25 protein-coding genes are annotated in these 25,977 nt (G+C 72.2%); 12 read left to right on the forward strand and 13 right to left on the reverse strand.

Going from position 1 to position 25,977, the window contains the following annotated elements; genetic code table 11:
- The 6 genes from ACFU97_RS10785 to ACFU97_RS10810 all read right to left on the reverse strand — a co-directional run.
- Nucleotides 1–839, reverse strand: an 839-nt coding sequence (locus ACFU97_RS10785; RefSeq protein ID WP_384253752.1) for an acyl-CoA dehydrogenase family protein, incomplete at its 3' end; no start/stop codon positions are given.
- A gap of 73 nt (nt 840–912) precedes the next feature.
- A complete protein-coding gene (locus ACFU97_RS10790) occupies nt 913–2,085 on the reverse strand; it encodes an acyl-CoA dehydrogenase family protein (RefSeq protein ID WP_384253754.1) in 1,173 nt (390 codons plus the stop codon).
- Between the two features lie 50 nt (nt 2,086–2,135).
- Nucleotides 2,136–4,190: an acetate--CoA ligase family protein gene (locus ACFU97_RS10795; RefSeq protein ID WP_384253757.1), complete on the reverse strand. Its 2,055-nt coding sequence runs from the start codon at nt 4,188–4,190 to the stop codon at nt 2,136–2,138.
- A gap of 1 nt (nt 4,191) precedes the next feature.
- Nucleotides 4,192–4,383 (reverse strand): ferredoxin, encoded by a 192-nt coding sequence (locus tag ACFU97_RS10800; protein WP_384253759.1) that lies wholly within the window; start codon nt 4,381–4,383, stop codon nt 4,192–4,194.
- Nucleotides 4,384–4,416: 33 nt separating this feature from the next.
- Complete coding sequence (locus ACFU97_RS10805) at nt 4,417–5,634, reverse strand: NADH-ubiquinone oxidoreductase-F iron-sulfur binding region domain-containing protein (RefSeq protein ID WP_384253761.1); 1,218 nt, start codon at nt 5,632–5,634, stop codon at nt 4,417–4,419.
- The gene (locus tag ACFU97_RS10810; RefSeq protein WP_384253764.1) at nt 5,631–6,053 is read right to left on the reverse strand and encodes a hypothetical protein; all 423 of its coding nucleotides are present in this window, start codon (nt 6,051–6,053) and stop codon (nt 5,631–5,633) included. Before ACFU97_RS10810 ends, ACFU97_RS10805 begins: the two co-directional genes overlap by 4 nt.
- A 318-nt stretch (nt 6,054–6,371) precedes the next feature.
- Between ACFU97_RS10810 and ACFU97_RS10815 the strand changes: the two genes are divergently transcribed.
- The 7 genes from ACFU97_RS10815 (at nt 6,372) to ACFU97_RS10845 (ending at nt 14,476) form a co-directional block, all read left to right on the forward strand.
- Nucleotides 6,372–7,571 (forward strand): aromatic ring-hydroxylating dioxygenase subunit alpha, encoded by a 1,200-nt coding sequence (locus ACFU97_RS10815; protein ID WP_384253766.1) that lies wholly within the window; start codon nt 6,372–6,374, stop codon nt 7,569–7,571.
- Between the two features lie 266 nt (nt 7,572–7,837).
- A complete protein-coding gene (locus tag ACFU97_RS10820) occupies nt 7,838–8,869 on the forward strand; it encodes a spermidine/putrescine ABC transporter substrate-binding protein (RefSeq protein ID WP_384253768.1) in 1,032 nt (343 codons plus the stop codon).
- A 3-nt stretch (nt 8,870–8,872) separates the two neighbouring features.
- Nucleotides 8,873–9,766, forward strand: a complete 894-nt coding sequence (locus ACFU97_RS10825) for an ABC transporter permease (protein ID WP_384253771.1) — start codon at nt 8,873–8,875, stop codon at nt 9,764–9,766.
- Nucleotides 9,763–10,644 carry an ABC transporter permease gene (locus tag ACFU97_RS10830; RefSeq protein ID WP_384253773.1) on the forward strand — a complete coding sequence of 294 codons (882 nt, stop codon included), beginning with the start codon at nt 9,763–9,765 and terminating at the stop codon, nt 10,642–10,644. Before ACFU97_RS10825 ends, ACFU97_RS10830 begins: the two co-directional genes overlap by 4 nt.
- A 5-nt stretch (nt 10,645–10,649) precedes the next feature.
- Complete coding sequence (locus ACFU97_RS10835) at nt 10,650–11,720, forward strand: ABC transporter ATP-binding protein (RefSeq protein WP_384253775.1); 1,071 nt, start codon at nt 10,650–10,652, stop codon at nt 11,718–11,720.
- A gap of 28 nt (nt 11,721–11,748) precedes the next feature.
- A complete protein-coding gene (locus ACFU97_RS10840; protein WP_384253777.1) occupies nt 11,749–13,068 on the forward strand; it encodes a flavin monoamine oxidase family protein in 1,320 nt (439 codons plus the stop codon).
- Nucleotides 13,061–14,476 carry an aminobutyraldehyde dehydrogenase gene (locus ACFU97_RS10845; protein WP_384253780.1) on the forward strand — a complete coding sequence of 472 codons (1,416 nt, stop codon included), beginning with the start codon at nt 13,061–13,063 and terminating at the stop codon, nt 14,474–14,476. The genes ACFU97_RS10840 and ACFU97_RS10845 overlap by 8 nt, the downstream gene beginning before the upstream one ends.
- Nucleotides 14,477–14,517: 41 nt before the next feature.
- Here the strand turns inward: ACFU97_RS10845 and ACFU97_RS10850 are convergent, their stop codons facing one another.
- From ACFU97_RS10850 to ACFU97_RS10860, 3 genes are all read right to left on the reverse strand, one after another.
- Nucleotides 14,518–14,937, reverse strand: coding sequence for a YbiU family protein (locus ACFU97_RS10850; protein ID WP_384253782.1), 420 nt, complete (start codon nt 14,935–14,937; stop codon nt 14,518–14,520).
- Between the two features lie 153 nt (nt 14,938–15,090).
- Complete coding sequence (locus tag ACFU97_RS10855) at nt 15,091–16,716, reverse strand: sigma-70 family RNA polymerase sigma factor (protein WP_384253785.1); 1,626 nt, start codon at nt 16,714–16,716, stop codon at nt 15,091–15,093.
- 217 nt (nt 16,717–16,933) lie between these two features.
- Entirely contained in the window at nt 16,934–17,323 is a 390-nt protein-coding gene (locus ACFU97_RS10860) for a DUF6355 family natural product biosynthesis protein (protein WP_384253787.1), read from the reverse strand.
- Nucleotides 17,324–17,554: 231 nt separating this feature from the next.
- Here ACFU97_RS10860 and ACFU97_RS10865 point away from each other — a divergent pair, with 231 nt between their 5' ends.
- From ACFU97_RS10865 to ACFU97_RS10880, 4 genes are read left to right on the forward strand one after another with little or no spacing between them, the layout of a single operon-like run.
- The gene (locus ACFU97_RS10865; protein WP_384253789.1) at nt 17,555–18,790 is read left to right on the forward strand and encodes a serine hydrolase domain-containing protein; all 1,236 of its coding nucleotides are present in this window, start codon (nt 17,555–17,557) and stop codon (nt 18,788–18,790) included.
- Between the two features lie 57 nt (nt 18,791–18,847).
- Nucleotides 18,848–19,288, forward strand: coding sequence for an ester cyclase (locus ACFU97_RS10870; RefSeq protein WP_384253792.1), 441 nt, complete (start codon nt 18,848–18,850; stop codon nt 19,286–19,288).
- Between the two features lie 10 nt (nt 19,289–19,298).
- Nucleotides 19,299–19,925 carry a GAF domain-containing protein gene (locus ACFU97_RS10875; protein ID WP_384253794.1) on the forward strand — a complete coding sequence of 209 codons (627 nt, stop codon included), beginning with the start codon at nt 19,299–19,301 and terminating at the stop codon, nt 19,923–19,925.
- A 21-nt stretch (nt 19,926–19,946) separates the two neighbouring features.
- The gene (locus ACFU97_RS10880; protein WP_384253796.1) at nt 19,947–20,405 is read left to right on the forward strand and encodes a LuxR C-terminal-related transcriptional regulator; all 459 of its coding nucleotides are present in this window, start codon (nt 19,947–19,949) and stop codon (nt 20,403–20,405) included.
- A gap of 37 nt (nt 20,406–20,442) precedes the next feature.
- Here ACFU97_RS10880 and ACFU97_RS10885 read toward each other — a convergent pair whose 3' ends face one another.
- A complete protein-coding gene (locus ACFU97_RS10885) occupies nt 20,443–21,081 on the reverse strand; it encodes an HD domain-containing protein (RefSeq protein ID WP_384253798.1) in 639 nt (212 codons plus the stop codon).
- A 123-nt stretch (nt 21,082–21,204) separates the two neighbouring features.
- Between ACFU97_RS10885 and ACFU97_RS10890 the strand changes: the two genes are divergently transcribed.
- Nucleotides 21,205–22,164, forward strand: coding sequence for a GlxA family transcriptional regulator (locus ACFU97_RS10890; protein WP_384253801.1), 960 nt, complete (start codon nt 21,205–21,207; stop codon nt 22,162–22,164).
- Between the two features lie 10 nt (nt 22,165–22,174).
- Here the strand turns inward: ACFU97_RS10890 and ACFU97_RS10895 are convergent, their stop codons facing one another.
- The 3 genes from ACFU97_RS10895 to ACFU97_RS10905 all read right to left on the reverse strand — a co-directional run bounded on the left by ACFU97_RS10895 (nt 22,175) and on the right by ACFU97_RS10905 (nt 25,877).
- Complete coding sequence (locus ACFU97_RS10895) at nt 22,175–22,516, reverse strand: histidine phosphatase family protein (protein ID WP_384253803.1); 342 nt, start codon at nt 22,514–22,516, stop codon at nt 22,175–22,177.
- 190 nt (nt 22,517–22,706) lie between these two features.
- Complete coding sequence (gene gdhA, locus ACFU97_RS10900) at nt 22,707–24,071, reverse strand: NADP-specific glutamate dehydrogenase (RefSeq protein ID WP_384253805.1); 1,365 nt, start codon at nt 24,069–24,071, stop codon at nt 22,707–22,709.
- Between the two features lie 243 nt (nt 24,072–24,314).
- Complete coding sequence (locus ACFU97_RS10905; protein ID WP_384253808.1) at nt 24,315–25,877, reverse strand: glucosidase; 1,563 nt, start codon at nt 25,875–25,877, stop codon at nt 24,315–24,317.
- Between the last annotated feature and the right edge of the window lie 100 nt (nt 25,878–25,977).

Genomic DNA, 25,977 nt, shown 5'->3' on the forward strand with positions numbered 1-25,977 from the left:
AGCATGCCCTGGATCAGCTGGTACGAGGCGATCGGCGCCCCGAACTGCTCGCGTTCCACGGCCCAGTCGCGGGCCAGCTCCAGCGCGCGCTCGGCCGCGCCCGTGGTGCGGGCCGCGATCATCAGACGCTCCTCGGTGAACCAGGAGCGGGTGATGTCGTAGCCCTCGCCGATGCCGCCGAGCACGGCGTCCTCGTCGACCTGGACGTCGGTGAAGGTGAACTCGGGGTGCTCGTAGACGAAGGTGTGCATGAAGCGCGGCACGCGCGTCATCTCGATGCCGGGGGTGTCCTTGTCGACGAGGAACAGCGTGGGGGCGCGCCCGGGGCCGGCCGCGGCGAGCACGATCATGAAGTCGGCGTGGTCGCCCACGGTGACGAACCACTTCTCGCCGTCGAGGACCCAGCCGCGGTCGTTCCTGGTCGCGGTGGTGGTGAGGTTCTGCGGGTCCGAGCCGGCGCCGGGCTCGGTGACGGCGTAGCAGTCGCGCCGCTCGCCCTTGATCACCGGGATCAGGAAGCGCTCGCGCTGGGCCGGGGTACAGAACCGCAGCGCGTTGGCGGGCCGCCACACCATGTCCCACAGGGCGCCGGTGAGGCGTCCCAACTCCTCCTGCACAGTGGCCTGTTCGGCGATGGTGAGGCCGGCGCCGCCCCATTCGGCGGGCATGTTGACGGCCTGCAGCCCCGCGTCGAGGACCGCGTCGCGGACCTTGGCGTGGACGTCGGCGGGCAGGCCGTTGTCCTCCTCGCACTGGAGCTCGTAGCCGGCGATGAAGTCGGTGAGGGCGCGGGCGTCGGCCTTGAGCTGTGCCTGGCGCGGGGTGAGACGGAAGTCCATGGAAGTCCTCGATGTGGCGGCGGGATGGGTGAGTTCGGGGCCGGGAGGGGGGACGCGCAGGTGGGGGGCGCGGTCAGTGCGTGGGCAGGGCGAGGGCGCGGGTGCCGCGCTTGACCAGCTCGTTGGCGATGATCAGGCGCTGGATCTCGGAGGTGCCCTCCCAGATCCGGTCCACGCGCAGCTCGCGGTACATGCGCTCGACGGGGTAGGTGCGGTCGTAGCCGCGGCCGCCGAAGATCTGCAGGCACCGGTCGGCGACCCGGCCGGCCGCCTCGCTGGCGGCGAGCTTGGCCGTGGACGCCTTCGCGTGCAGGGTCTTGCGGTCGGTGCCCGGCTGGTCGGCCTCCCAGGCGACCTGGTGGGTGTAGGCGCGGTTGACGGCGATGTCCACGGCGCAGTCGGCGAGCATGCCCTGGATCAGCTGGTACGAGGCGATCGGCGCCCCGAACTGCTCGCGTTCCACGGCCCAGTCGCGGGCCAGCTCCAGCGCGCGCTCGGCGGCGCCGACCGTGCGGGCCGCGATCATGAGGCGTTCGTCGGTGAACCACTCCTTGGTGAGCTCGTAGCCGTTGCCGACGCCGCCGAGCACGTCCTCGTCGGCCACGAAGACGTCGGTGAAGGTGAATTCGGGGTGCCCGTTGACGGCGGAGTGCATGAAGTGCGGCACCCGGGTCATCGTCACGCCGGGCGCGGCCTTGTCCACGAAGAACAGCGTGGGCAGCCGGTCCGGTCCCGCGTCCGCCTGCACCAGCAGGAAGTCGGCGATGTCGCCGCAGGTGACGAACCACTTCTCGCCGTTGAGCAGCCAGCCGCCGTCGGTGCGGTCGGCGGTGGAGGTGCCGGAGGACGGGTCGGAGCCGGCGCCCGGCTCGGTGACGGCGAACGCGTCGAACCGCTCCCCGCGGATCACGGGCAGCAGGTACGTCTCGCGCTGCCGCTCGTCCCCCTGGGCGAGGACGTTGGCGGGCCTCCAGGGAATGTCCCACAGGCAGTTGGTGACCTTGCCGAACTCCTCCTCCACGATGACCTGGTCGAGGAGGCTGAGCCCGGCGCCGCCCCACTCGGCGGGCATGTTGATGGCGTAGACACCGGCGTCCATGGCGGCGCGGGTCAGTTCGGTCACGAGCTGCTGCGGCAGGGGGCCGCCGGCCTGCTCGGACTGGTCCTCGTACCGCATGAGCAGCCGGGCGTAGGCGGCGGCGCGACGCTTCAGGTCGGCCTGTTCGGGGGTGTAGCGCAAGTCCATGGGAACCCTCCGTGAGCGGACAGGGACGGGCAGGGGCTGGGCGGGACCGGTCAGGCGAGCACGGCCCGGGAGTCCAGGGCGAGGACCCCGTCGGGGCGTACGAGAAGGGGGTTGACCTCGAGTTCGGCGATCTCGGGGTGTGCGGCGGCGAACGCGGTAATGGTCTCGACGGCTGCCGCCGCGGCCGCGACGTCGACGGGCGGGCGGCCGCGCGTGCCGTCGAGGAGCGCGGCGGTGCGCAGTCCGCGCAGCAGACGCTGTGCGTGGGCGGCGGGCGCGGGAGCGAGCGTGAAGGCGACGTCGCGCAGCGCCTCGGCCAGGACTCCGCCGAGGCCCACCATGGCGACCGGGCCGAAGCGCGGGTCGCGGTTGACGCCGACGATCAGCTCGATGCCGTCGGCGAGGTCCGCCATGGCCTCGACGGAGTACGCGGGTGCGCCGAGCCGGGCGTGCATCTCCCGGTGGGCGGCGAGGAGTTCGGCGGGCCCGGCCAGGCCCAGAGCAACTCCGCCCGCGTCGGACTTGTGCAGGAGGTGGAGGGCCTTGAGGGCGTACGGTCCCGTGAACTCCGCTGCCGCGGCGAGGAGTTCGGCCTCGTCGTGGATCTCGCGGGCGGCGGGGAAGGCGAGTCCGGCAGCCTCCAGGGCTCTGCGGGTCTCCATGTAGCCGACCTCGGCGAGCGGTACGGCCGCCGGAGGCAGGGGTGCGATGCCGGGGCGCGGGGCGCGCGGTGCCGTCGCGGCGAGGGCGCGGGCGGCGTCCTCGGTGGCGTCGAAGACCGGGATGCCTGCGGCGGCGAGGGTGCGGCAGCTGGGGGATTCGGGATACATCGACTGCACCACCAGGGGCTTGGCGGTCGCGTGATGCCGTGCGGCGATGAGGCGCGCGGCCTCCTGCTCCCCCTCCGCGAGCGGCGTGCCGCCTCCGCCGAGCCCGCCCTCGGTGGCGGTGTAGCCGCCGAAGTAGCCGGTCATCAGCACGGCGTCGACCTCCTCGGCCGCCAGCAGTGCGTCCACGGTCGCCGCGTACGAGCCGGGGTCCTGCTCGCCCATGCCGGCGAGGTCCACCGGGTTGGCGACGGCCGACTGCTCCCACAGGGTCTCCCGCAGCGTCCGCCGGGTGGGTTCGTGGAGTTCGGGCACGGCGAGCCCGGCCGTCTCCACGGCGTCGGCGGCCACCGCGCCGTGTCCGCCGCCGTCCGTGAGCACGGCGACCCGGCGGCCGGGTGAGTGCCGTGCGCCGTCCGACGCGGCCAGGACCACGGCGAGTTCGCGCGGGGTGGCGACCAGTTCGACGCCGGCGTCGCGGCAGGCGGCGGCCACCACGTCGGCCGAGGTGGTCAGCGCGCCGGTGTGCGACAGGGCGCTGCGCGCGGAGGCGTCACCGCGGCCCGCGGTGAGCAGAACAACCGGCTTGTCCGCTGCGGCGGCCGCCTCGGCGAAGGCCCGCCCGTCGGCGAAGTCCTCGGCGTAGACGGCGATGGCGCGGCTGCCGTCGTGCCGGGCGCAGTCGGCGAGCAGGTCGACGAGGGTGACGTCGGCCTGGTTGCCGAGCGAGACGAATCGGGAGAAGCCCAAACCGTGCGGCGCGAAGCGGAGTTGGAGTTCGAGGGCCAGGTTGCCGCTCTGGCTGAGCAGGGCGACGCCGCCGGGGGCGAAGGTGCCCGAGGCCAGGAAGAGGTCGGTGGTGTTGTCGGCCAGGCCGAGGCAGTTGGGCCCGACCATCACGGCACCGGCGGCGCGCACCCGCTCGGCGACGGCGGCCTGGCGCGTCCGGCCCGCGTCGCCGGTCTCGGCGAAGCCGGCGGTGATCGCGACGATCGCCCGGGCCCCGCAGCGCAGGGCCTCGTCGACGGCGTCCTCGAAACCGCGGGCGGGCACGGAGATCACCGCCAGGTCGACGGGTTCGCCGATCGCACTCAGGCTGGGTGCGGCGGTACGGCCGAGCACCGTGCCGCCGCGGCGGTTGACCAGGTGCACGGGGCGGCGATCGCCGGCGCGGACGGCCTGCGCGGCGATGGCGTGGCCGTACTTGGCCGGGTCGTCGCTGGCTCCGACGACGGCGACGGAGACGGGGTCGAAGAGGGCCGACAGGTCGCGCCCCATCTCACTTCACCAGCCGCAGCGCGGAGTTGGGGCAGGCGGCGACGGCGGCAGCGGCGATCTCCTCGCCCTCGGCGGACACCTCGGCGACCCGCACCTGCGCATAGCCCCACTCGTCGAGATCGATCAGTTCGGGCGCGAGTTCCTGGCAGAGGCCGTAGCCCTGGCAACGGGTGGAGTCCAGCAGGAGTTTCATGGGACGGTCCTTTCGAGCGAGCGGGCTTGAAGGTCAGGGCACGCGGACCGTGAAGCGGCGTCCGTCGTGGGGCAGGGGAGCCGTGCAGGCGCGGCACGGGGAGCCGCGGTGGGCGTCGACGCGGTCCGGGAAGTGGGTGAGCAGGGTGGCGACGGTCCGCGCGGCGGCGTCGAGCAGTCCGCAGGCGCCCCGGCCGGGCAACCGCTCGGACCAGCGGCGCAGTTGGGAAGTCGTGTCGTCGTTCGCCTCGCCGCGGGCGACGGCGGTGAGGGTGCGGGCGAGCGCTCCGGTGCCGGACACGCACACCCCGCACTGCCGGGCACTCTGTGCCGCCAGGTAGGTCACGGCCTCGGCGGCCACCGCGACCGGGCAGTCCTCGGGGTGCAGGAAGTGCAGCGCGCCGCAGCCGAGGGCGCCGCCCGCCGCGGCCAGGCCGTCGTGGTCGCAGGGCAGGTCCCGCCACCCCGGACCGTGCAGACCGCCGAACATGCCGCCCAGCAGGACCGCTTCGGCCCGGCCGTGCCCGCACAGATCGGCGAGGACCTTGAGGTGCGTACCGGCGGGCGCCTCCACGAGCGCGGCACCAGCAGCTCCCGAGAGCGTCACGAGATGCGCGCCGGCGACCTCGGCGGCGTCGTCCGGCCGGGCGTGGATCAGCGCGATACGGGCCAGCGTCTCCACGTTGGCGACAAGGGTCGGCTGACCGCCGACGCCGCTCTCGAACGGGCGCGGCGGCTTCGCCGTGGGCAGCGCCGGTCCTCCGTCGATGCGCCGGACGACCGCGGTCTCCTCCCCCGCGACATAGGTGTGCCCGGTCCGTACGACCTCGACGGGCACGTCCGCGGGACGCTCGGCGAGTGCCCGCCGGACGGCCTGCTCGGCCTGCCCGTCGGAGAGATGGACGTACCCGCGTGCGGCACCGGTGACGGACGCGGCCAGCCGCAGTCCGTCCAGGACCAGGTGCGGCCGGTGCCGCAGCAGCCAGCGGTCCTTGACCGAACCCGGCTCGCCCTCCTCGCCGTTGGCGACGACGACAGGCCGCCCCGCCGCGTCCCGCACGGCGCGCAGTTTCACGGCGGCGGGGAATCCTGCGCCCCCGCGGCCGCGCAGCCCGCAGGCGGCGATCCGGTCGAGCAGCAGGTCGGGCTCGGCCGGCGGCGTGCGGCCGGCGGCGGGATACGACGGGCCGTCGCCGGGCACGGCAAGGAGGCCGGGCCGCCCTTCGGGAAGGAGGGAGAAGACGCCGGTCATACGGTGCTCCAGTGCTCGGATCGGGGCGCGCTCCGCGCGCGGGATCTCAGGTGCGCCAACGCCCCTTCCAGGTCCCGCCGTTGGCCGGCGGTGCAGTCGTAGCCCTGGCCGGGCAGGCCGATCAGCATGCGGTGGTGGTCGAGGACGACCTCGCCGGCCAGCAGGGCCGGGCGCGGGTCGGTGGACGCGGGCAGCGCCGCCGCCTCGACGACCAGGTCGGTGACCTCGCCGAGGTAGCGCAGCCAGCCGCGTTGGGTGCCGCGCAGCACCAGCCGCTCGACGCGCCGCCGCTCGGCGGCGACGAGGGCCGTCGGCGGACGGCGGTCGGTCCGGGCCCGCAGGGCGGCCACCGCGGCGGGCAGTTCCTGTTCGGGCTCGGGCGTGAGGCCGAGCCACACGAGACTTCGGCGAGCGTTCATGGTGCCTCCGGAGGCGCACCGGCTCCGGGCGTCCGGAGTCGGGTGGCGGTGGCGTGGACCGTCGCAGATTCGCGGTCCGGCGGACGGCGCCGGGAGCCGTCCGAAGGCTCGGGCGATCCGTCCTACCACGACACTAACTAATCAATTAGTCAGGCCACAAGTCTTGACTTGATTCCCCCGCCCCCTCACTCTGACTAATCAATCAGTCAGCCGGACTGCGGCAGGTCAGCACCCCCGCACCTGTCGCGCACCGCGTCCGGCCGCGTCCCCAGCCTCACCGCCCATCGCCGCCGCCGCGGCGCGGAGGAGGACCACCCCATGCACCCCTCGACCACCCGGGCAGCCGCCCCGTCCCCGGCCCCGCCGGAGACGCCCTCCGAGCAGGCCGGGCAGGCGCCGCCCGGTCACCCCGGGGAAGCGCTCGCCGCCCGCTACTACACCGATCCGGCCGTCGCCGCGGCCGAGACCGAGCGCATCTTCGCCAGGTCCTGGCAGCTGGTCTGCCACGAATCCGACCTCCCCGGCCCGGGCGCGCGTCTCGCCGCCACCGCCGCCGGCCGGGAGGTCCTGGTCGTCCGCACCGAGGACGGCACGCTCGCCGCCCACCTCAACGTCTGCCGGCACCGCGGCACCCGCCTGGTCACCGGCCCCGAACCGTCGGGCAAGGCGATCCGCTGCCCGTACCACGGCTGGACGTACAAGCTGGACGGACGGCTGGTCGGCGCCCCCGAGGCGCGCCGGATCCCCTGCCTGGACAAGCCACGGCTCGGGCTGCACCCGGTCAACGTCGAGTCCTTCCTCGGCTTCGTCTTCGTCAACCTCGACCTGGAGGCGACCCCGCTCGCCGAGAGCTGCGCCGGACTCGCCGAGGCCGTCGGCCGCTACGCCGGGCCCGACCTGGTCCCGGTGGGCAGGCACCGCATCCACGACCTGGCCGGCGGCGAGGAGCAGCACGCCAACTGGAAGGTGATCGTCGACAACTATCTCGAGGGGTACCACGTCCCCGTGGCGCATCCCTCGCTCATGCGGCTGCTCGACTACCAGGCGTACACGGTGGACGTGCGGGGGAACTACGTCCTGTTCGAGTCGCCGCTGCGCGACAAGCCCTCGTCGAACTGGACCGAGCGGCTCTACCAGCGCCTCGCGACGCCGATGCCGGGCCTGGACGAGGCGGACCGGCGGGTCTGGCGGTACGCCGTGATCTATCCGAACACGCTCATCGACTTCTACCCTGACCACGTGCTCGCGTGGACCGCCCTGCCCACCGCCCAGGACCGGGCGGCGACCCCGGGCGCCTTCTACACCCGGCAGGGCGAGAGCGTCCGCACCCGGCTGGCCCGCAGGCTGAACATCCACATCGGCTGGGGCACCAACGACGAGGACGTCGAGCTGGTCAAGCGCGTGCAGGACGGGCTGAACACGCCGGGTTACGAGCCGGGCCCGCTCTCGCAGCGCGAGGTGGCCGTCGGCTGGTTCGCCCGCCGCGTCCGCGACGATCTGGAGGGGGCCACGCCGTGACGACCTTCCGCGCACCCTTCGCCGTACGCCCGCGGACGGGCTTATCCCTCCCCCGCTGACGCACGCCCGCACCCTTTCCAGACCGGTCTTCCCCACGGAGTCAGGGCCTCCGTCGAGCCGACCAGCCGGTCCAGCCCTGGAGCAGTGCCGTTCCTCGACGGAGAGGACGTTCGATGTCCCCCGAGGTACCCCCACCGACCCGACGCGCAGTACTGCGGGCAGGCGCCTGCGGTCTGCTGGGCGCCGCGGCCGGAGGCTGCGGGTTCATGCCCGCGAGAAGGCCCGACGCGCAGGAGCTCGCGCCCGTCAAGGCGCGCGTCGACGGCGATCTCATCTACTTCAACTGGGCCGACTTCGTCGACCCGTCCGTGTTCAAGGGCTTCGAGAAGGAGCACGGCGTCCGGGTCGTCCAGTCGAACTTCGACTCGATGGAGGGCATGGTCGCCAAGCTCAACGCCGGCAACCGCTACGACATCGTCTTCCCCACCGCCAAATGGGCCCAGCGCCTGGTCCGCGGCGGCCGGCTGCGCCGTATCGACCACACCGAACTGTCCAACTCCCCCGCGGTGTTCGGCCACTCCTCCTACTTCGCCGACCCCTGGTACGACCCCGGCTCCGCGCACACCGTGCCCTTCACCGCGTACAAGACCGGCATCGGCTGGCGCCGCGACCGCATCGGTGAACTGACCGGCTCCTGGAAGGACCTGTGGAGCGACAAGGTCAAGGGGAAGGTCTTCCTGCTGGACGACCGCGACGAGGTGCTCGGCATGGCCGCCCTCGAACTCGGCCTGGGCGTCAGCACCGGCGACCGGGGCGACCTGGACCGCATCACCTCCCTGCTGGGCAGCCTGCGGCCGCGGCTGCGCGGCTTCTCCAGCGACAGCTACAACAACCTCCTCAACGGCAACGCCCTGATGACGCAGGCGTGGAGCGGTGACATGGCCGCCATGCTCAACCAGGCCAAGGACCCCTCGGTGTTCGGCTTCCAGGCCCCCAAGGAGGGCACGCCGATCAACTCCGACTGCTACGCCATCCCGTGGAACGCGCCCCACCCCGGCACCGCGATGCTCTTCATCGACTACATGCTGCGGCCGGAGAACGTGAAGAAGAACATCGAGTACATCGGCTACCCGATGCCGGTGGCCGGCTCCGAGAAGGTCTACGCCGAGCTGGTCAGGCCGTTCCCCGAGTGCCTGGTCACCGAGGACGACCTGAAGGCGGACCTGTTCTTCCGCAACGGCACGCGTGCCGCGGAGGACGCCCGCGACACCGCCTGGACCCATGTGAAGGCGGGCTGAGCCATGACCCTGCTGCGACCGTCCGCCCGTACCCGCCGCCGCGACGCCTCGGGCAACCGGATGTGGGTCTGGTTCATGCTGCCGGGCACCCTGTGGATGACCGGCTTCCTGATCGCGTCCCTGGCCCTGGTGGCCGTCCTCGCGGTCGGCACCACCGACGAACTCGGCAACCCCCGCTTCGGCTTCGACCTGTCCGGCGTGCGCGCCCTCGCCGACCCCGCCTACACCGAGGTCCTCGCCCGCTCCCTCGGCTACGCCCTGCTGACCTGCGCGATCTGCCTGCTGATCGCCTACCCGGTGGCGTACACGATCGCCCTGTACGGCGGCCGCTACAAACACGCGCTGATCGCCGCGATCGTCGTGCCGTTCTTCGCCAACTACCTGGTGCGGATGTACGGCTGGTCGGTGGTCCTGTCCGACGACGGCCCGGTGCTGCGCACCCTGCGCGCCGTGGGACTCGCCGACTCCGGCACGAAGATCCTCAACACCGGTGTCGGCGTGGTCGCCGGACTCGTCTACGGCTTCGTCGTCTTCATGATCATCCCGCTGTACGCGGCCCTGGAGCGTCTCGACGTCTCCCTCATCGAGGCCGGCCGCGACCTGTACGGCGGCCCGGTGCGCACCTTCTTCTTCGTCACCCTGCCCGCCACCCGGCAGGGCGCGGCGGCCGGGCTCGTCCTGGTCTTCCTGCCCGCGATGGGCGACTTCGTCAGCGCGCAACTCATGGGAGGGCCGGACCAGATCATGATCGGCAACCTCATCCAGGACAAGTTCTTCCAGGGCCAGAACTGGCCACTGGGCTCCGCGCTCACCATGCTGCTGATGCTGGTGCTGCTGATCGGGATGTTCGGCTACCTGCGGCGCACCCGCAAGGACGAGGCGGAGGCCCGCCGATGACCATGGTCAAACTGCCCGCCGCCACCGCGCCGGCCCGCCCGGCCGCCAAGTCCCGCACCCGCCGTGGCCGCGCCGACCGCAGACCGCGCCTCCTCGTCGCCGTCACTGCGCTCTTCTTCGCCCTGCTCTACCTGCCCATCGGCGTCGTCGCGCTGTTCTCCTTCAACTCCAAGAAGTCCCTGACCGTCTTCGGCGGGTTCAGCCTGCGCTGGTACCGCGCCTTCGTCCACGACGACGTCCTCATCGCGTCGCTCACCACCAGCCTGCGCATCTCCCTGGTGGCGATGGCCGGTTCGGTCGTCCTCGGGGTGGCCCTCGCGCTCGGCCTGGTCCGCTGCCGCACCCGGCTCGGCTCCCTGGCCGGCCTGATCATGCTGGTGCCGCTGATCACGCCCGAGATCGTCACCGGCGTCGCGTCGATGCTGCTGTTCAAGGGCCTGGGCGTCGCCCTGTCCACCGGCACGGTGATGCTCGCGGAGATCACCTTCTCGATCTCCTACGTCACCGTCATCCTCCGCTCCCGGGTCGCCGCGCTGAACCCGGAGGTGGAGGAGGCCGCCATGGACCTCGGGGCCACCCGCTGGCAGGCGGTCCGGCTGGTGACCCTGCCGGCCCTGCTGCCCGCGGTGCTCGCCTCCGCCGTCCTGATCTTCGCGCTGGTCTTCGACGACTTCGTGCTCGCCTACTTCACCACCGGCGTCGACCCGCAGCCGCTGTCGGTGCGGATCTACTCGGCGATCCGCTTCGGGGTGCAGCCCACCATCAACGCGGTCGGCACGCTGATGCTCGCGGGCTCCATCGCCCTGATCGCCCTGGCCCTGTTCATCCCGCGCCTCTTCGGCCGCCGCGGCGGCCTCGACATCCTCTCCGGAGAGTGAACCCCATGGACGCGACCCCCGCTGTCCGGCTCGACGGCGTCTCCAAGCAGTTCGCGGACTCCTACGCCGTCCACCGTCTCGACCTCGACATCGAGGCCGGCCACTTCTTCTCCCTGCTGGGCCCCTCCGGCTGCGGCAAGACCACCTCGCTGCGCATGATCGGCGGGTTCACCGACCCCACCGAGGGCCTGGTGCTGCTGAACGGCGAGGACGTGACCGACCTGCCGCCGAACCGGCGCAACGTCAACACCGTCTTCCAGAGCTACGCCCTCTTCGACCACCTCAGCGTCGCGGACAACGTCGGCTTCGGCCTCAAGCGCAAGGGCGTCGCCAAGACCGAGATACGCCAACGCGTCGGCGAAATGCTGGAGTTGGTGCAGCTCGACGGACTCGCCGGGCGCAGGCCCCGCACCCTCTCCGGCGGCCAGCGCCAGCGCGTCGCGCTCGCCCGGGCGCTCGTCAACCGGCCGGCCGTGCTGCTCCTCGACGAACCGCTGGCGGCCCTCGACCTGAAGCTGCGCCGCCAGATGCAGGTGGAGCTCAAGCAGATCCAGCGCGAGGTCGGCATCACCTTCGTCTTCGTCACCCACGACCAGGACGAGGCGCTGACCATGTCCGACCGGATCGCGGTCATGAACGAGGGCCGCATCGAGCAGTGCGGCACCCCCGAGGACATCTACGAGCACCCCGCCAGCCGCTTCGTCGCCTCCTTCATGGGCACCTCCAACCTGATGACCGGCACCTACCGCGACGGCCGGGTCGCCCTGGAGCAGGGCCCCGCGCTGCCCGTCGGCACCCGGTCGGAGATCAGCGACGGCACCGCGGTCAGCGTGTCCGTGCGCCCCGAGAAGATCTGGCTGTCCGACTTCGAACCGGGCATGTCGAAGCTGAGCGGGCAGCTCCGCGAGACCGTCTACAGCGGCCCGACCACGACGTATCTCATCGAACTCGCCCCGGGCGTCACCCTGTCGGTGCTGGAGCAGAACACGGACCGCGCCCGCATGGAGGACCGCTGGAGCGGAGGCGAGACCGTGGAGTTCGGCTGGCGTCCCGAGCACTGCCTGGTCCTGGCCTGAGCCCGCTCCCCGATCGAAAGCGACATCCATGCATCACGACGTGATCGTGCTCGGCGCCGGTCTCGCCGGGCTCTCCGCCGCCCGCGACCTGGCGGCCGCCGGCACCGACGTGCTCGTCCTGGAGGCCCGCGACCGCGTCGGCGGCCGGGTCGAGCAGACCCGCACACCCGACGGCCGTACCGTCCAGCTCGGCGGCGAGGTGGTCGGCCAGGGACACACCGCCTATCTCCAACTGGCCGAGGAACTCGGCCTGGAGCTGATCCCCAGCTATGTCGCCGAGCCCGGCCGCATGACCCGGGCCACGCCGGAGGGGCTTTCGGCCGGTGAGCCGCCGCACTGGTTCGGCAACGGCGACGCGGCCCAGCACGCCGAGCTCAGCCGGGAGTTCGGCGCCCTGGCCGCCACGGTCGACCCCGACGACCCCTGGTCGCATCCCGACGCCGCCGCCCTGGACCGCCTCTCCGTCGCCGGCTGGCTGCGCTCGAAGCAGGCATCCCCCGCCGTGGTGCGCCTGTGGGACATCGGCCAACTCGCCCTGGCCGGTGGCTCCTACGAGCGCATCTCCCTGCTGGCGGCCCTGCGCAAGAGCGCCGCGGTGCCCGGTTCGGGCACGGGTGACTACGACTACGAGGACTGGGAGGGACTGCGGCTGGCCTCGGGTTCGGCGACGCTCGCCGAGGTGATGGGCCGCGAACTGGGCCCGCGTGTCCGGCTCGGCGCGCCCGTCGCCGCGCTCGGCGTCCGCCCCGGCCGGTGCACCGTACGTCTGGCGACCGGGGAGATCCTCACCGCACATGCCGTGGTGAGCGCCCTGCCGGTGGGACCGCTGCGGTCGGTCGCCGTCACCGGCGTCAGCGACGCCCGCCTGGCGTCCCTGCATCGTCAACGCCAGGCCGTCGCCGCGAAGTTCGCCGCCGTCTACGGCGATCCCTTCTGGCGCGCCGACGACCTCGACGGCCTCTCGGAGTCCGAGGGCGTCCTGGGCAGCACCTGGCCGCAGAGCGAGGGCATCCTGTCGGCGCTCGTCGCGCCCGAGCGCTACGGCGTCCTGCTGGGGACCCCGGCGCACCTGCGCATCCCGGAACTCCTGGCCGAGGTGGCCGCCCTGTTCGGCGACAAGGCGCTCCACCCGGACGCGTGCCATCTGCGGCTGTGGGGCACCGACCCCTGGACCCAGGGCTACGTCACCCAGTGGCCGCCGGGCGAGGTGATGGCGGTCGGCCCGCTGCACGGCACCCACGAACCGCCCTTCTACGTCTGCGGTTCCGACCAGTGGGTCGCCGGATACATGGAGGGTGCCGTCCGCACCGGCCGCGCCGCCGCGAAGGAGGCCCTGCGCCGTGGCTGACCGCCTCAACCACATCGACGGCAAAGAGGTGCCGGCGGCCTCCCACCGCACGCTGGCCCTCATCGACCCCGCCGCCGGCCTCCCGCACGGCACGGCTCCGCTCTCGGGTCCCGAGGACGTGGACGCGGCCTGCCGCGCGGCCGGGCAGGCGTTCCCCGGCTGGGCGGCCACGTCTCCCGGGCACCGGCAGACCGCGCTGCTGCGCATCGCGGACGCCCTGGAACGCGAGGCGGACGCGCCGGCGGATGCCGAGGTGACGGACACGGGGAAGCCGCGCGCCCTGTTCCTGGCGGACGAACTCCCGGCGATCGTCGACGTGTTGCGGTACTTCGCGGGGGCCGCCCGCAACCTGCCGGGTGCGGCGGCCGCCGAGTACACCCCGGGCCGTACGTCGATCCTGCGCCGTGAGCCGGTGGGCGTGTGCGCGCAGATCACGCCGTGGAACTACCCGTTGATGATGGCCGTGTGGAAGGTCGCGCCGGCGCTGGCCGCCGGCAACACGGTCGTCCTCAAGCCGTCCGACACCACGCCGTCGTCGGCCGTGCTCCTGGCCCGGCTGGCCGCCGAGCATCTGCCGCCCGGTGTGCTGAACGTCGTGTGCGGCGACCGGGACACGGGCCGCTCGCTCGTCGTCCATCCGCTGGTCCGGCTGGTCGCCGTCACGGGCAGTGTCCGCGCAGGACAGGAGATCGCCGCCGCGGCGGCGGCGGACCTGAAGCGGCTCCACCTCGAACTCGGTGGCAACGCACCGGTGTTGATCCACGAGGACGCCGATCTCGACGACGCCGTGGAGCAGTTGTCGTCCCTCTCCTTCTACAACGCGGGCCAGGACTGCACGGCCGCCACCCGGATCCTGGTGCACCGGCGGGTCCACGACACGTTCCTGTCCGCCTTCGCCGAGCGGGCCGCTGGGCGGCGGCCCGGAGCGCCGGACGACCCGCACGCCGACTTCGGTCCGCTCGCCAACGCCGCCCAACTCGCCGCCGTGGGACGGATGCTGGAGCGGCTGCCGGACCACGCGGAGGTCGTAGCGGGAGGAGCGGCGCTCCCCCGCCCCGGGTACTTCCATCAGGCCACCGTGGTGGCGGGAGTGCGGCAGCGGGACGAGATCGTCCAGGGGGAGGTGTTCGGTCCGGTCGTCACCGTCCAGCCCTTCGCCGACGAGTCCGAGGCGTTCCGGCTGGCCAACGACGTCCCGCAGGGGCTCGCGGCGAGCGTGTGGACGCGCGACCACGACCGTGCGATGCGGGCGAGCCGCGCCCTGGCCACGGGCATCGTCTGGGTCAACACCCATGGCACGACGGTGTCAGAGATGCCGCACGGCGGTGTGCGGCACTCCGGCCACGGCAGCGACCTGTCCCTGACCGGTCTGCTCGACTACACCCAGGTCAAGCATGTCATGCTGTGACGGGCCGCCTCCGCGCGCCCACCGTCAGCTCCCGTGCCGGATCAGGCGATTCCCAGGCCGCGGCGGCCGGTGTCGTTGAGCTGGTCGAGGGTGAAGCGGCCGGTCCAGGAGCGCTCGTAGTGCTCCTCGGGGAAGTCGCCGGGGCTGGAACCGGTGGTGAAGGCCTCCCGGACGGAGGCCGCGTAGGTCTCGTTGGGCGGGCACCAGGGGGCGGCGGGGATGTACATGACGTTGCCCCAGCCCTGCTGGTTCTCCACCGGGGCCACGCTGTGGATCATGTCGCAGTGCCACCAGGCGGAGTCGCCGGCCCTGACGTCGGGGATGGGGGTCAGGGCCCGGTGGAGCGCCGGGTGCCGGCGCGCCCGCACCCCGCGGCCCGTCCCCGTCACGGCGGCCGCGCTGACCTCGCCGGAACTGTCCGGGGCGCGTGTGCGGGCCGTGGAGGAGCTGCGGTCCCTCATCGTGCGGTCGGCACGTCCCGCACCGGATCAGCCGGCGTCCTGACCTGCGGACGGCGGGCCGTCGCGACGGGCGGCGCCTCTACTTCGCGTCAGAGCTTCTCCGCGTCGGAGCTTCCCCGCGTCAGAGCCTCCCCGCGTCGGAGTTTCCCCGCGTCAGAGCTTCGCGCCGAAGTCCTGTGTCCACCACGGGCCGCCCGTGCCCTTGTGGACGCCCACGCCGATGTCCTTGAACGAGCAGTTGAGGATGTTGGCGCGGTGGCCGGGGCTGTTCATCCAGGACTCCATCACCGCCTGCGGGGTCTGCTGACCCTGGGCGATGTTCTCGCCGTACGTGGACCACTTGTAGCCCGCGGCGGTGATGCGCTGCCCGGGGTCGGCGCCGTCCGGGTTGGTGTGGTCGAAGAAGCCGCGGGCCGCCATGTCGTCGGAATGGCCCTGCGCGGCCTGCTCCAGCTGCGGGTCCTCGGCGAGCGCACCGCAACCGGCCTTCGCCCGCTCCTGGTTCACCAGCGCGACGACCTGGGCGACGGTGTCGGAGGGCGTGGACGACACCTGCGGCGCGGCGAGCGGGCTCCTGGTGGGGGTGGCGGACGCCCGGGCGCTCGGCACGGTCTTCTTCGCCGGATGCGTGGTCTTGGAGGCGGCGGCCTTCCTGGGCGTGGACGCGGAGGGCGACGGAGAAGGTGCGACTGCCGGAGAGGTCTGGGCGGCGCTCGATTCCGACAGGTCGGCGACGGGGGCGTCCGCGGCCCGTTCCGCGGTCGTCCCCTCGGTGCCCCCGATCCCGTTGTCCGTGCCGAAGTACCAGAGGCCGCCGCCCGCCACGCAGGCCGCGACGACCGCGCCGCCGACGGCCCGGCGCCGGTTGCGACGGCGCCGGCGCGCCTCGCTGCGGGAGACGCCCCGGCCGCGCCCGGCACGGTGTCCCCCGTGACCACGCGAGGTTGCCGGTCCGGCGACGGACGTCCCCGCCTCGGCGATTCCGCCGCAGACGGCGCGCACGTTCTCCCGCACCGAGGGCGCCATGGCGACCAGCGCCAGCCCGGCCAGCAGTCCCTCCGCGGGCATCAGCCCGCTCCACAGCCCGCAACAGCGGACGCAGCCGCGGGCGTGCCGGGCTATTCGCTTGCGCCACAGGGCCGAGGGCCGGCCGTCCCAGGCGCCGAGCATGCCGCGCAGTTCCTCGCACGGCGGCTGCGCGTCGAGGGCCCGCACCACCACGCGCGCCGCCTCCAGCTGCGCCTTCATCCGCTGCACCCGTACGGCCGTGTGCTGCGGCGACAGCTCCAGGGCGGCGGCGACCTCGGCACGGGTCAGCTCGCCCGCGCACTCCAGCCACCACAGCGAGAGGAGTCCGCGGTCGTCCGGCTCCAGCCAGCGGGTGGCGCGGGCGGTCTCCTGGCGCTGGCCCGACAGCTGCAGCTGGACCATGGTCAGATCCACGAAGTCGGCGCCAGGATCGGCGAGTTCGACGGCATCCTCCACACCGCCCGTCGCGAGCCGGCGGTCCTGCCAGTGCTTGCGGACCTCGTTCATCGTGATCGCCACGAGCCAGGAGCGGAAGCTCTCCGGGGCGCGCAGCCCGCCGAGTCCGTCCAGCGTCCGCAGCATGGTCTCCTGGACCACGTCGTCGACGTCCACCGAACCGTTCAGCGCCCGGCCCACGATGTTGTAGACGAGCGGGAGACACGCAGCGACCAGGGCGTCCTGAGCATCCGGATCGCCCCCTCGGGCGGCGGCCACCAGGGCTGCCGGCTCCACCGTGCGCTGTGTACTCATGAAAGCTTCCCGTCCTCGACGTCGAACGATCCTGCCCGATACCTGGGAGACCGTTCGGTGGGTCTCGGATAACAGTTCTTCGGACGGGTGCGCCAAGAGACATGGGTGGGACGTGTGTTGTCCCTGTTCAGAGCGTGACGCGAGGGTGTGGGGATGTGGTGAGCGTCACACCCCCACGCCTGCGCCTACGTCATGCGGATCGAGGGACCGAACGCGGTCAGGCGGTGTCGCCGGGGTGGGAGCACAGCCCGCCGCGGAAGGTGCTGTCGTACCAGGCGCCCGTGGCGTCGTAGTCCAGGATGGTGCGGCCCGGGCCGACGCAGCGGTGGTAGTCGCCCCGGGCCCACCGCGTCACCTGGATCCAGACGTTGGTGTCCGTCGCGCAGTGTTCGTAGGAGGCGCGCCCGTCGTTGCCGCCGGCCTCGTTCCAGCCGCAGTTCAGCAGCTTCGCGGTCGCCGGGGCGGCCGGCGCGGACCCCGCGCTCGCGGGTTCGGCCATCGCTCCGGCCAGCGCCCCGACCGCCGCGACGGCGACGAGCGCACCGGCGACCCGGCTACGGCGGGAACGGCGCGGACGGGTCATGGTGGAGTGTTCGCTTGCAGACATGTCGACTTCCCTTCGACGTGGAAACCCAGGTCAGGGCCTCCGTGCCCACCAAAATGACGAAGGCCGACATGTCCCGTCCACACCATTCGACGGGAGTCGAATGTGTCGCGCAGGGGGCCTACGTACACCCCTCATTCGGAGGACAGTCCCATCCTTGTGCGCCGTCCGGTCCGGTTGGCTGGTGATCGTCACCGATCAGGAACCAGACCCGCGACACGGGGGGACTCGACCATGCAGATGCCGTCGCCGAAGAAGGCCGGCGCCGCCGTGCTCACCGCAGCACTGCTCGCGCTGGCCTCGCCCATGGCAGCGACCGCCGCCACCGGCCACGATTGCGCGAACCGCCGCTACACCGAGGCCGCGCTCCGGCAGGACCTGGCGGCCGTACGACAGGCCGGCGGAGGGGATGTGAACGTCCTGGCCAGGGTCGACCGGCCGCAGGGCGCACCCCTCATGGCGCGCATCGGCACCCGCACGGCCGGCTCCTCCGACCCGATCCCGTGGAACGCCCACTTCCGCGTCGCCAGCACGACGAAGACCTTCACGGCGACCGTGGTCCTCCAACTCGCCGCCGAGAAGCGGCTGTCGCTCGACGACACCGTCGAGCACTGGCTGCCGGGCGTCGTCGCGGGCAACGGCAACGACGGCGGCCGTATCACCGTCCGCGACCTGCTCCGCCAGACCAGCGGCCTCTACGACTACATCGACGACCCGGAGATCCAGGACCGGCTGATCCACCACTTCGACGAGAACCGCTACGACACCACCCCGGCGGCCGATCTCGTCGCGGTGGCGATGCGGCACCGGCCGATCTTCGTCCCGCAGCCGGGCGACGCCACGCGATGGGCCTACTCCAACACCAACTACCTGCTGGCCGGGATGATCGCCGAGAAGGCGGGCGGCGCGAGCTGGCAGCACCTCGTCGAGCGCCGGGTGATCGCGCGGCTGGGACTGCGGGACACCTCCGTCCCCGGGCTCGATCCGCGCCTGCCCGACCCGCACGTGAACGCGTATCTGACGGACGCCGACGGCAGGCGCCTCGACGTGACCGACCACAGCCTCCAGCACACCGCGGACTCCGGCGTGGTGAGCACCACCGCCGATCTGAACACCTTCTTCCGCGCCCTGGCCGGCGGCCGGCTGCTCCCCGCCGAGCAGTGGCGCGAGATGCGGCGGACCGTCGAGCGGACCGACGATCCGGACGACGTGGCGGAGATGCCCGAGGGCACCTACGGCCTCGGGCTGCGCAAGATCCCGCTCTCCTGCGGCGGCTTCTACTACACCCACGAGGGGGACGGGGCGGGCGTCAACACCCGCCCCGCCGTGAGCGCGGACGGCCGGCGCGCGGTGACCGTCTCCCTCACCACCACCACGGCACCGCCGGACCTGGCCGCCCTCAACCGTGCGACGGGCGCGCTGGTCGATCACGTCCTGTGCGCCGAGCCCAAGGCTTCCCCGAGCAGCTGACCGAAACCCCAGATTCCTGGGGTATGCGCAGGTAGTGGCCTGTTTGAGACTGAGGTCATGAACACCTCGGAAACCACCACCAGCAACAAGGACATCGTGCGCGCGTTCATCGACGCGCTGTTCACCAGGGGCGACCTCGGCGCCGTGGACGACTACCTCGCTGAGGACTTCGTCAACCACAACCCTCCCTTCGGCACGCCTGGCGACCGGGAGGGCATGCGCTCCGCCGGTGCGTTGTTCCGGTCGGCCTTTCCCGACTGGCACAGCGAGCCGCACCGGCTGATCGCCGAGGGCGACCTGGTCGTCGAGCACTTCACCGCGTCCGGCACACAGCGCGGTGAAGTGCTCGGAGTACCCGCACCGGCGGGCCGGCGCACCCTGACCCTGCACGGGATCAACATCTTCCGGGTCCGGGAGGGACGTATCGCCGAGCAGTGGTGCCGGCTCGACGAGCTCGGCGTCCTGCGTCAACTGGGGCTCGTCCCCGCCCCGGCGTAATGTCGAAAGCATGGCGGGAGCGACGGCCACGGCGGCACGCCTGGAGCACCGGGTGACGGGCATCCAGGCGCTGTGCCGGGCAGGGCAGGACGCGGACGCGCTCCGCACGGGCTTCCTGTACCGCCTGCGCAAGATCATGCCGGTGGACGCGGCCTTCTTCGCCACGGTCGACCCGGTGACGCTGCTGTTCACCTCGGCGGCGGAGGATCCACTCGGCACGGTGACGCCGCTGTTCCTGGAGAACGAGTTCGGGCGCCGGGACGTGAACAAGTTCGCCGAGCTGGCCGGGACGGCGCCCGCGGTCTCCTCGCTCGACCGCGCCACGCACGGTGACCGCGCGAGCAGTGCCCGCTACCGCGAGGTCATGGCCCCGCTCGGCCTCGGCGACGAGCTGCGCGCGGCACTGGTGGTCGGCCATCGCTGCTGGGGCGTGCTGTGCCTGCACCGGGAGGACGCGCCCGCCGGGTTCTCCGCCGAGGAAGTGGAACTGGTCCGCCGCCTGGCCCCGCATCTCGCGGGCGGGCTTCGCCGGGCGGTCACCGGTGGCGACTTCGGTGCGCGCCTTCCTTCTCGACCGCCGAGAGCCCGCCGCCCGAGATCGTCGTGCTCGACGACAGCCTCGCCCCGGTGTCCATGAACCCCGAGGCAGAGCAATGGCTTGCCGACCTCGCCGGGCCACCGGTGGCCCGGCTCGGGCGAGCTGCCCGTGCCCCTCCACGCGGCCGCGGCCCGGCTGATCCTCGCCGAGCGCGCAGACCCCGCGGTGTGCCCGCCTCCGACCGCCGTCCGCCTGCGTGGCCGCTCCGGGCGGTGGCTCTCCCTGCACGCCAGCCGGCTGCCGGACCCGTCGGGCCCGCGCATCGGCATCGTGATCCAGGCCGTTCCACCGGCCGAGCTCGGCTCCATGCTGCTGAACGCGTACGGTCTCACCGAGGCCCAGCTGCGCGTGGCCGCCCTCATCCTCAAGGGCCGCTCCACCCGCGAGGTCGTCGCCGAGCTGCACATCTCCGGCAACACCGTGCAGGAGCATCTCACGGCGATCTTCGACACGTTCGGTGTCCGCAGCCGGCGGGAACTGGTGGCCGCGGTGCTCGCGGGCAGCGGTCCCCGGGGCTGACGGCGGAGCTTCCCGCGCTCCGCCCGCGCACAGGCTGCTACTCGGGCCAGTCCGAGTCCTTGATGACCTCGACGAAGTCGCCGCGTACGAAGCCGGGCGCGAAGTGGGCCAGGACGTCCGCCTTGACGTTGCCGAACGTCGTCCCGGGGCGGTCCTTGATGCCGTCGGTGAATGCGGCGAGGATCCGGTTCTTGAAGTCGGGACGGGGGTGGGCCGCGGTGACGGCCGCGCGCTGTTCGTCGGAGACGGCGTGGTAGCCGATGCCGAGGACGTCCAGCTCGACGCCGCGGGTGACCAAAGCGACCTCGGGCGCCATGTGCAGCGGGATCTCCGGGGTGGTGTGCAGGGCGATCGCCGTCCAGACGCGGTCGGCCGGCTCGCCGGTGATGCCGTGGCTCTGCAGGAAGCGGCGGGCCTCGTCGGCGCCGTCGATCTCGAAACGCTGGTCGGTGCGGCGGAAGCGGTCGGTCAGCCCCAGGTCGTGGAACATGGCGCCGACGTGGAGGAGTTCGGGGTCGAACCGCAGCCCCTGCTCCCGGCCGCGCAGCGAGCCGAACAGGAACACCCGCCTGGAGTGGTCGAACAGCAGCGGCGAGGCGACGTCCCGTACGAGCTCGGTCGCCTCCCGGGCCAGTGCGCTGTCCGGGATCCGTACGCCCGCGATCGAATCACTCATGATCTCGTCTTCCTCCGCATGTCTGACCACTGCCTGACGGTCGCTCGACGACCTACTTCAGATTCGTCGGGTGCCGTAGGCTGGCGCCATGTCCTTTCTGCCGCACGACCCACAGATTCAGACATGACGCATCGTGTCGCCTTCCTGGTGTTCGACGGGGTGACACTGCTCGACGTCAGCGGCCCGCTGGAGGTGCTGCACCGGGCGGGACGGCCCGGCCCCGCCTACGCACCGGTCCTGGTCTCCCCGGCCGGCGGCGACGTCATGACCTCCTCTGGTCCGGTACTGGCGCGGACCGTCGCGGCGGCCGACGCCGGGCCGGTCGACACGCTGGTGGTCGCCGGAGCCGACGTGCTCGCCGAGCAGCCCCCGGGCGAGGAGCTACTGGCAGCGGCGGCTGGACTCGCCCGGCGGGCGGCACGGGTGGCGTCGGTGTGCAGCGGTGCCTTCGTCCTGGCCGAGCTGGGACTTCTCGACGGGCGCAGGGCGACGACACACTGGCGGCACGCCGAGACCCTCGCCGGCCGCTACCCCCGCGTACAGGTCGAACCGGACTCCCTGCACATCCGCGACGGCCGGTACGTCACCTCCGCGGGCATCAGCGCCGGCATCGATCTGGCGCTCGCGCTGGTCGAGGACGACCACGGCGCGGACGCGGCCCGGGAGGCCGCCCGCGAACTGGTCGTCTTCATGCAACGCCCGGGCGGACAGTCCCAGTTCTCCACGGCCCTGCAGACACCGCCGGCCCGCAGCGACCTGCTGGGGCGGCTGATCGGCTCCGTGCTCGCCGACCCGGCCGCCGACCACAGCCTGCCCGCCATGGCCGCGTCCGCCGCCGTCAGCACCCGGCACCTGACCCGGCTGTTCCAGACCGAGTTGAACACCACGCCCGCCCGCTGGGTCGAGCGCGTCCGCCTCGACCGCGCGCAGCAGCTCCTGCTCGACGGGCACGGCGTGACGGCGGCGGCCCGGCGCAGCGGACTCGGCAGCGACGAGACCCTCCGCCGCGCCTTCGCCCGCCACCTGAGCACCACCCCGACCGAATACCGCAGACGCTTCACGACGACGCGCCCGCGGGACTAGGGCGCTAGCTTCACGGGATCGCGGCTACGTAACGTTCCACGCGGAAAGGAACGGCCGCCCGTCCTCCGCGGCCAAGATGCGCAGGGTCCCCTGATGCGGATTGGCCGAGCAGTCGGCTCGCCGACGCGTCCATGCCCAGCCAACGCACGGTGAGCACGCGCGCCAGATGACCGTGCGCGACCACGGCGACGTCACCGTCGCTCAGCAGCGGCCGGATCCGGTCCAGCACCGCGTCCGCACGGGCGGCCACCTGCTCGTGCCGCTCGCCCGGACGGTCGGCGTCGCCGGGAACGACTCCGTCCCGCCACATGTCCCAGCCGGGCCGTTGCTGACGGATCTGTGCCGCGGTCATCCCCTCGTAGCCGCCGTAGCCCGACTCGATCAGATCGGGATCGGGCCGTACGCCGGTCAGGCCGGCCGGGGAACGAGGGCCTTGGCCGTCGCCTCCCCCGCGTCCGTCAGCGGGACGTCGGTGCGGCCGGCGTGCCGGCCCGACGGGCTCGACCGGTTCGGCGACCCAACACCTGCCCGCCGTACGGCAGTTACACCACTCCGAGGTCGAGCATCGTGTCGGCGACCTTGACGAAGCCGGCGATGTTCGCACCGACGACGTAGTTGCCCGGGACTCCGTACTCCTCGGCCGTCGTGCGACAGGTGGTGTGGATGCCGGCCATGATGGTGGCCAGGCGGCGGTCGGTGTCCTCGAAGGTCCAGGCGTCGCGGGAGGCGTTCTGCCGCATCTCCAGGGCCGAGGTGGCCACGCCGCCGGCGTTGACCGCCTTGCCGGGGCCGAAGGCCACGCCCGCGTCCTGCAGCAGGCGAACGGCCTGCGGGGTGGTGGGCATGTTGGCGCCCTCGGCCACGGCCACCACGTCGTTCGCCAGCAGGGTGCGCGCCGCGTCCTCGTCGAGTTCGTTCTGGGTGGCGCAGGGCAGCGCGACCGAGCACGGCACGTCCCAGACGGAACCGCCCTCGACATAGCGGGCCCGGGTCATGGTCTGCGCGTACTCCTTGATGCGGCCGCGGCGAATTTCCTTGATCTGCCGGACCAGTTCGACGTCGATGCCCGCCTCGTCGACCACGTAGCCGCCCGAGTCGGACAGCGCGACGACCGTCGCGCCGAGCTCCTGCGCCTTCTGGGCGGCGTAGATGGCGACGTTGCCGGAGCCGGAGATGACGACGCGCCGCCCGTCGAGGTCCTGGCCGCGGGCGGCGAGCATCTCGCGGACGAAGTAGACGGTGCCGTAGCCGGTGGCCTCGGTACGGACGTGGGAGCCGCCCCAGTTCAGGCCCTTGCCGGTGAGCACCCCGGACTCGTAGCGGTTGGTGATGCGCTTGTACTGGCCGAAGAGGAAGCCGATCTCGCGGGTGCCGACGCCGATGTCGCCGGCCGGGACGTCGGTGTGCTCGCCGAGGTGGCGGTGCAGTTCGGTCATGAACGACTGGCAGAACCGCATGATCTCGCCGTCCGAGCGGCCCTTGGGGTCGAAGTCCGCGCCGCCCTTGCCGCCGCCGATGGGCAGGCCGGTGAGCGCGTTCTTGAAGATCTGCTCGAAGCCGAGGAACTTCACGATGCCCAGGTTGACGGAGGGGTGGAAGCGCAGGCCGCCCTTGTAGGGACCGAGGGCGCTGTTGAACTCCACCCGGAAGCCCCGGTTGACCCGCACCCGGCCGTCGTCGTCGACCCACGGCACACGGAAGACGACCTGCCGCTCCGGCTCGCACAGCCGCTCCAGGACGCGGTGGTGAGTGTAGGCGGGGTGACGGTCCAGGACCGGCTCGAGTGACTCCAGCACCTCACGCGCGGCTTGATGGAACTCGGCTTGCGCGGGGTCCCTGGCCTGGACTGCCGCATAGACCTCGGCGGTCAGGCGCAGGTCCGTGGGCGGTGTGGACTGGACGGTCATGGACGTACCTCCTTGTACGGCGATGCTCGTTGATGTACGGCAGATCGCACTGTACGTACTCAGCGAACCGTCGGTTTGCCGCTGACCACGAGCCTCTCGCCTGCCCGGCAGGTACCGCGCCACAACGTCCCGCCCCGTGTCGGGAACCCCCTCGGGCCGGGCACATGAACACTGCCGCCGGCACCGGTCCGCTCCACGGTGCCGACGGCAGTAGCCTCTGCCGATCCCCAGGTCCGCCTGAGTTCAGCCCCTCCAGCGGTAGGTGGCGAAGGAGCCCGCGGGGACCGTCACGACGAACCTCTGACCGCCGACGATGATCCGCGCCGTACGGTTGACGTCCGAGCTGTTGCCGAGGACAGCGACGTAACCGCCCTTGCCGGAGCGGTAGACGACGTTGCTGACGCCGTTCTGGGCGGCGCTGGACTCCAGACGCGCGTCACCGGGCGACAGGTACTTCGCGAACTGCCCGATGCCGTACAGCTCGTCGCGGACGGTGAAGTCCTTCGTGTCCGTGTGCACCGTCACCAGGCGGTTGGGCCACTTGGTGGTGGCGGCGACCTGGTTCCAGTCGATGTTGTTGTCGCGGGCGGGTGTCCAGTGCAGCGTGCCGCCGTCCTGGTCGGTGGTCTGGGCCCACAGGATGTAGGAGCTGGCGTCGAGCCGGAAGTAGTCGAGGATCGTCGACGGCGACAGGTCGCTGGTCTCCGTCATCTGGACGGGCTTGCCGGTCTGTTCGTAGGCGTCGCGCATGACGGTCGGGTCGCCCCAGTAGGGGTGGAAGGCGATGGCGTCGGCGGCGTCGCGGACCTGCTTGCCCGTCACCGAGCCGTCGGGGGCGTCGTCGAAGATGCGGTGGTAGTTCTTGGTGGCCGTGCTGTTGGGGTCGCGCCAGTCCCAGAAGTTGAAGTCGTGCACGTACAGCTGGGTGTTGAGGCGGGCCGAACGGAACTCCCGCTTGATGGCCAGGGCCAGCTTCTGCTGCTGGGCGACGCTGATGTCCATGGCCGGGTAGACGACGTCCATGCCGGGCTCGTTGAGCAGCGTCAGCGCGTCGACGCGGACGCCGTGCCGGGCGTACGCCTGGACGAACTTGACGTAGTAGCGGGCGAAGACGTCGATGCAGTCGTCGCGCAACTTGCCGACCTGGTAGTAGTCGGTGCTGCTCCCGGGCTTGAGGGCGACCTCGCCGGTGAAGCGGTTGTTGGTCTTCATCCACGCCGGCGCGCTCCACGCCGACGCGAAGAACGTGGCGTGCGGGTTGTAACGCTGGATGAGCTTGATCGTGTCGATAATGTGCAGGTCGATGTCGCGCCGGATCGAGAAGTGCTTCAGGCCGAAGTCGTCCTTGACGCCCGCGGGCAGGTCGTCCTCCGACCAGAACGGCAGGTGCTCGATGAGGTCGGGGCTGCCGATCGTCAGCCGGAACCGGTCCAGTCCCGCTCCGTGCCCGGGGTCCACGAGCAGCCGGATGGCCTCCGCCCGCTTGTGCGGGGTGAGCTTCCAGAGGTTGGACACGCTCGTCTCGTCGAGGGAGAAGCCAACTCCCGTGTACTTCTGCCGAGTTGCACCGGGGTCGGCAACCACGGTGGCATCGACCGAACCGCTGGCGTCGGCACCCGTTCGGACGATGGGCAGCGGCTGCCAGGCGTGCGCGCCGCCGGTGGTGGAGTAGGTGCCGGTCACGGCATGTCCGTGCCCGGGGTGCGCGGTTGCGTCCCGGTCCGCGTGGGCGGCCGGGCCCGTGGCGACCAGCAGGGACAGTGTTGTGGCCGCGACGGCCGCGATTGCGGTGAACCTTCGTCTCACAGCTGCTCCTGGACTCTGGGGGGTCGGGGCCGTGCGCTGCGGAGAGATCCAAGCAATATCTGCAATGTTAAGTCAAGGCATGAAGAAAGGCTTCGCGTAC

It is taken from the genome of Streptomyces sp. NPDC057616 (genome assembly GCF_042800575.1).
Classification (GTDB): Bacteria; Actinomycetota; Actinomycetes; order Streptomycetales; family Streptomycetaceae; genus Streptomyces.

Bases quoted from the DNA above. Each gene is read 5' to 3' on its own strand.
- ACFU97_RS10830 (WP_384253773.1), top strand. From the start codon at position 9,763: ATGACCATGGTCAAACTGCCCGCCGCCACCGCGCCGGCCCGCCCGGCC.
- ACFU97_RS10795 (WP_384253757.1), bottom strand. From the start codon at position 4,190: ATGGGGCGCGACCTGTCGGCCCTCTTCGACCCCGTCTCCGTCGCCGTC.
- ACFU97_RS10800 (WP_384253759.1), bottom strand. From the start codon at position 4,383: ATGAAACTCCTGCTGGACTCCACCCGTTGCCAGGGCTACGGCCTCTGC.
- ACFU97_RS10815 (WP_384253766.1), top strand. From the start codon at position 6,372: ATGCACCCCTCGACCACCCGGGCAGCCGCCCCGTCCCCGGCCCCGCCG.
- ACFU97_RS10875 (WP_384253794.1), top strand. From the start codon at position 19,299: ATGGCGGGAGCGACGGCCACGGCGGCACGCCTGGAGCACCGGGTGACG.
- ACFU97_RS10820 (WP_384253768.1), top strand. From the start codon at position 7,838: ATGCCCGCGAGAAGGCCCGACGCGCAGGAGCTCGCGCCCGTCAAGGCG.
- ACFU97_RS10805 (WP_384253761.1), bottom strand. From the start codon at position 5,634: ATGACCGGCGTCTTCTCCCTCCTTCCCGAAGGGCGGCCCGGCCTCCTT.
- ACFU97_RS10810 (WP_384253764.1), bottom strand. From the start codon at position 6,053: ATGAACGCTCGCCGAAGTCTCGTGTGGCTCGGCCTCACGCCCGAGCCC.
- ACFU97_RS10885 (WP_384253798.1), bottom strand. From the start codon at position 21,081: ATGAGTGATTCGATCGCGGGCGTACGGATCCCGGACAGCGCACTGGCC.
- ACFU97_RS10895 (WP_384253803.1), bottom strand. From the start codon at position 22,516: ATGACCGCGGCACAGATCCGTCAGCAACGGCCCGGCTGGGACATGTGG.
- ACFU97_RS10790 (WP_384253754.1), bottom strand. From the start codon at position 2,085: ATGGACTTGCGCTACACCCCCGAACAGGCCGACCTGAAGCGTCGCGCC.
- ACFU97_RS10825 (WP_384253771.1), top strand. From the start codon at position 8,873: ATGACCCTGCTGCGACCGTCCGCCCGTACCCGCCGCCGCGACGCCTCG.
- ACFU97_RS10855 (WP_384253785.1), bottom strand. From the start codon at position 16,716: ATGAGTACACAGCGCACGGTGGAGCCGGCAGCCCTGGTGGCCGCCGCC.
- ACFU97_RS10865 (WP_384253789.1), top strand. From the start codon at position 17,555: ATGCAGATGCCGTCGCCGAAGAAGGCCGGCGCCGCCGTGCTCACCGCA.
- ACFU97_RS10870 (WP_384253792.1), top strand. From the start codon at position 18,848: ATGAACACCTCGGAAACCACCACCAGCAACAAGGACATCGTGCGCGCG.
- ACFU97_RS10890 (WP_384253801.1), top strand. From the start codon at position 21,205: ATGACGCATCGTGTCGCCTTCCTGGTGTTCGACGGGGTGACACTGCTC.
- gdhA (WP_384253805.1), bottom strand. From the start codon at position 24,071: ATGACCGTCCAGTCCACACCGCCCACGGACCTGCGCCTGACCGCCGAG.
- ACFU97_RS10860 (WP_384253787.1), bottom strand. From the start codon at position 17,323: ATGTCTGCAAGCGAACACTCCACCATGACCCGTCCGCGCCGTTCCCGC.
- ACFU97_RS10840 (WP_384253777.1), top strand. From the start codon at position 11,749: ATGCATCACGACGTGATCGTGCTCGGCGCCGGTCTCGCCGGGCTCTCC.
- ACFU97_RS10835 (WP_384253775.1), top strand. From the start codon at position 10,650: ATGGACGCGACCCCCGCTGTCCGGCTCGACGGCGTCTCCAAGCAGTTC.
- ACFU97_RS10850 (WP_384253782.1), bottom strand. From the start codon at position 14,937: ATGAGGGACCGCAGCTCCTCCACGGCCCGCACACGCGCCCCGGACAGT.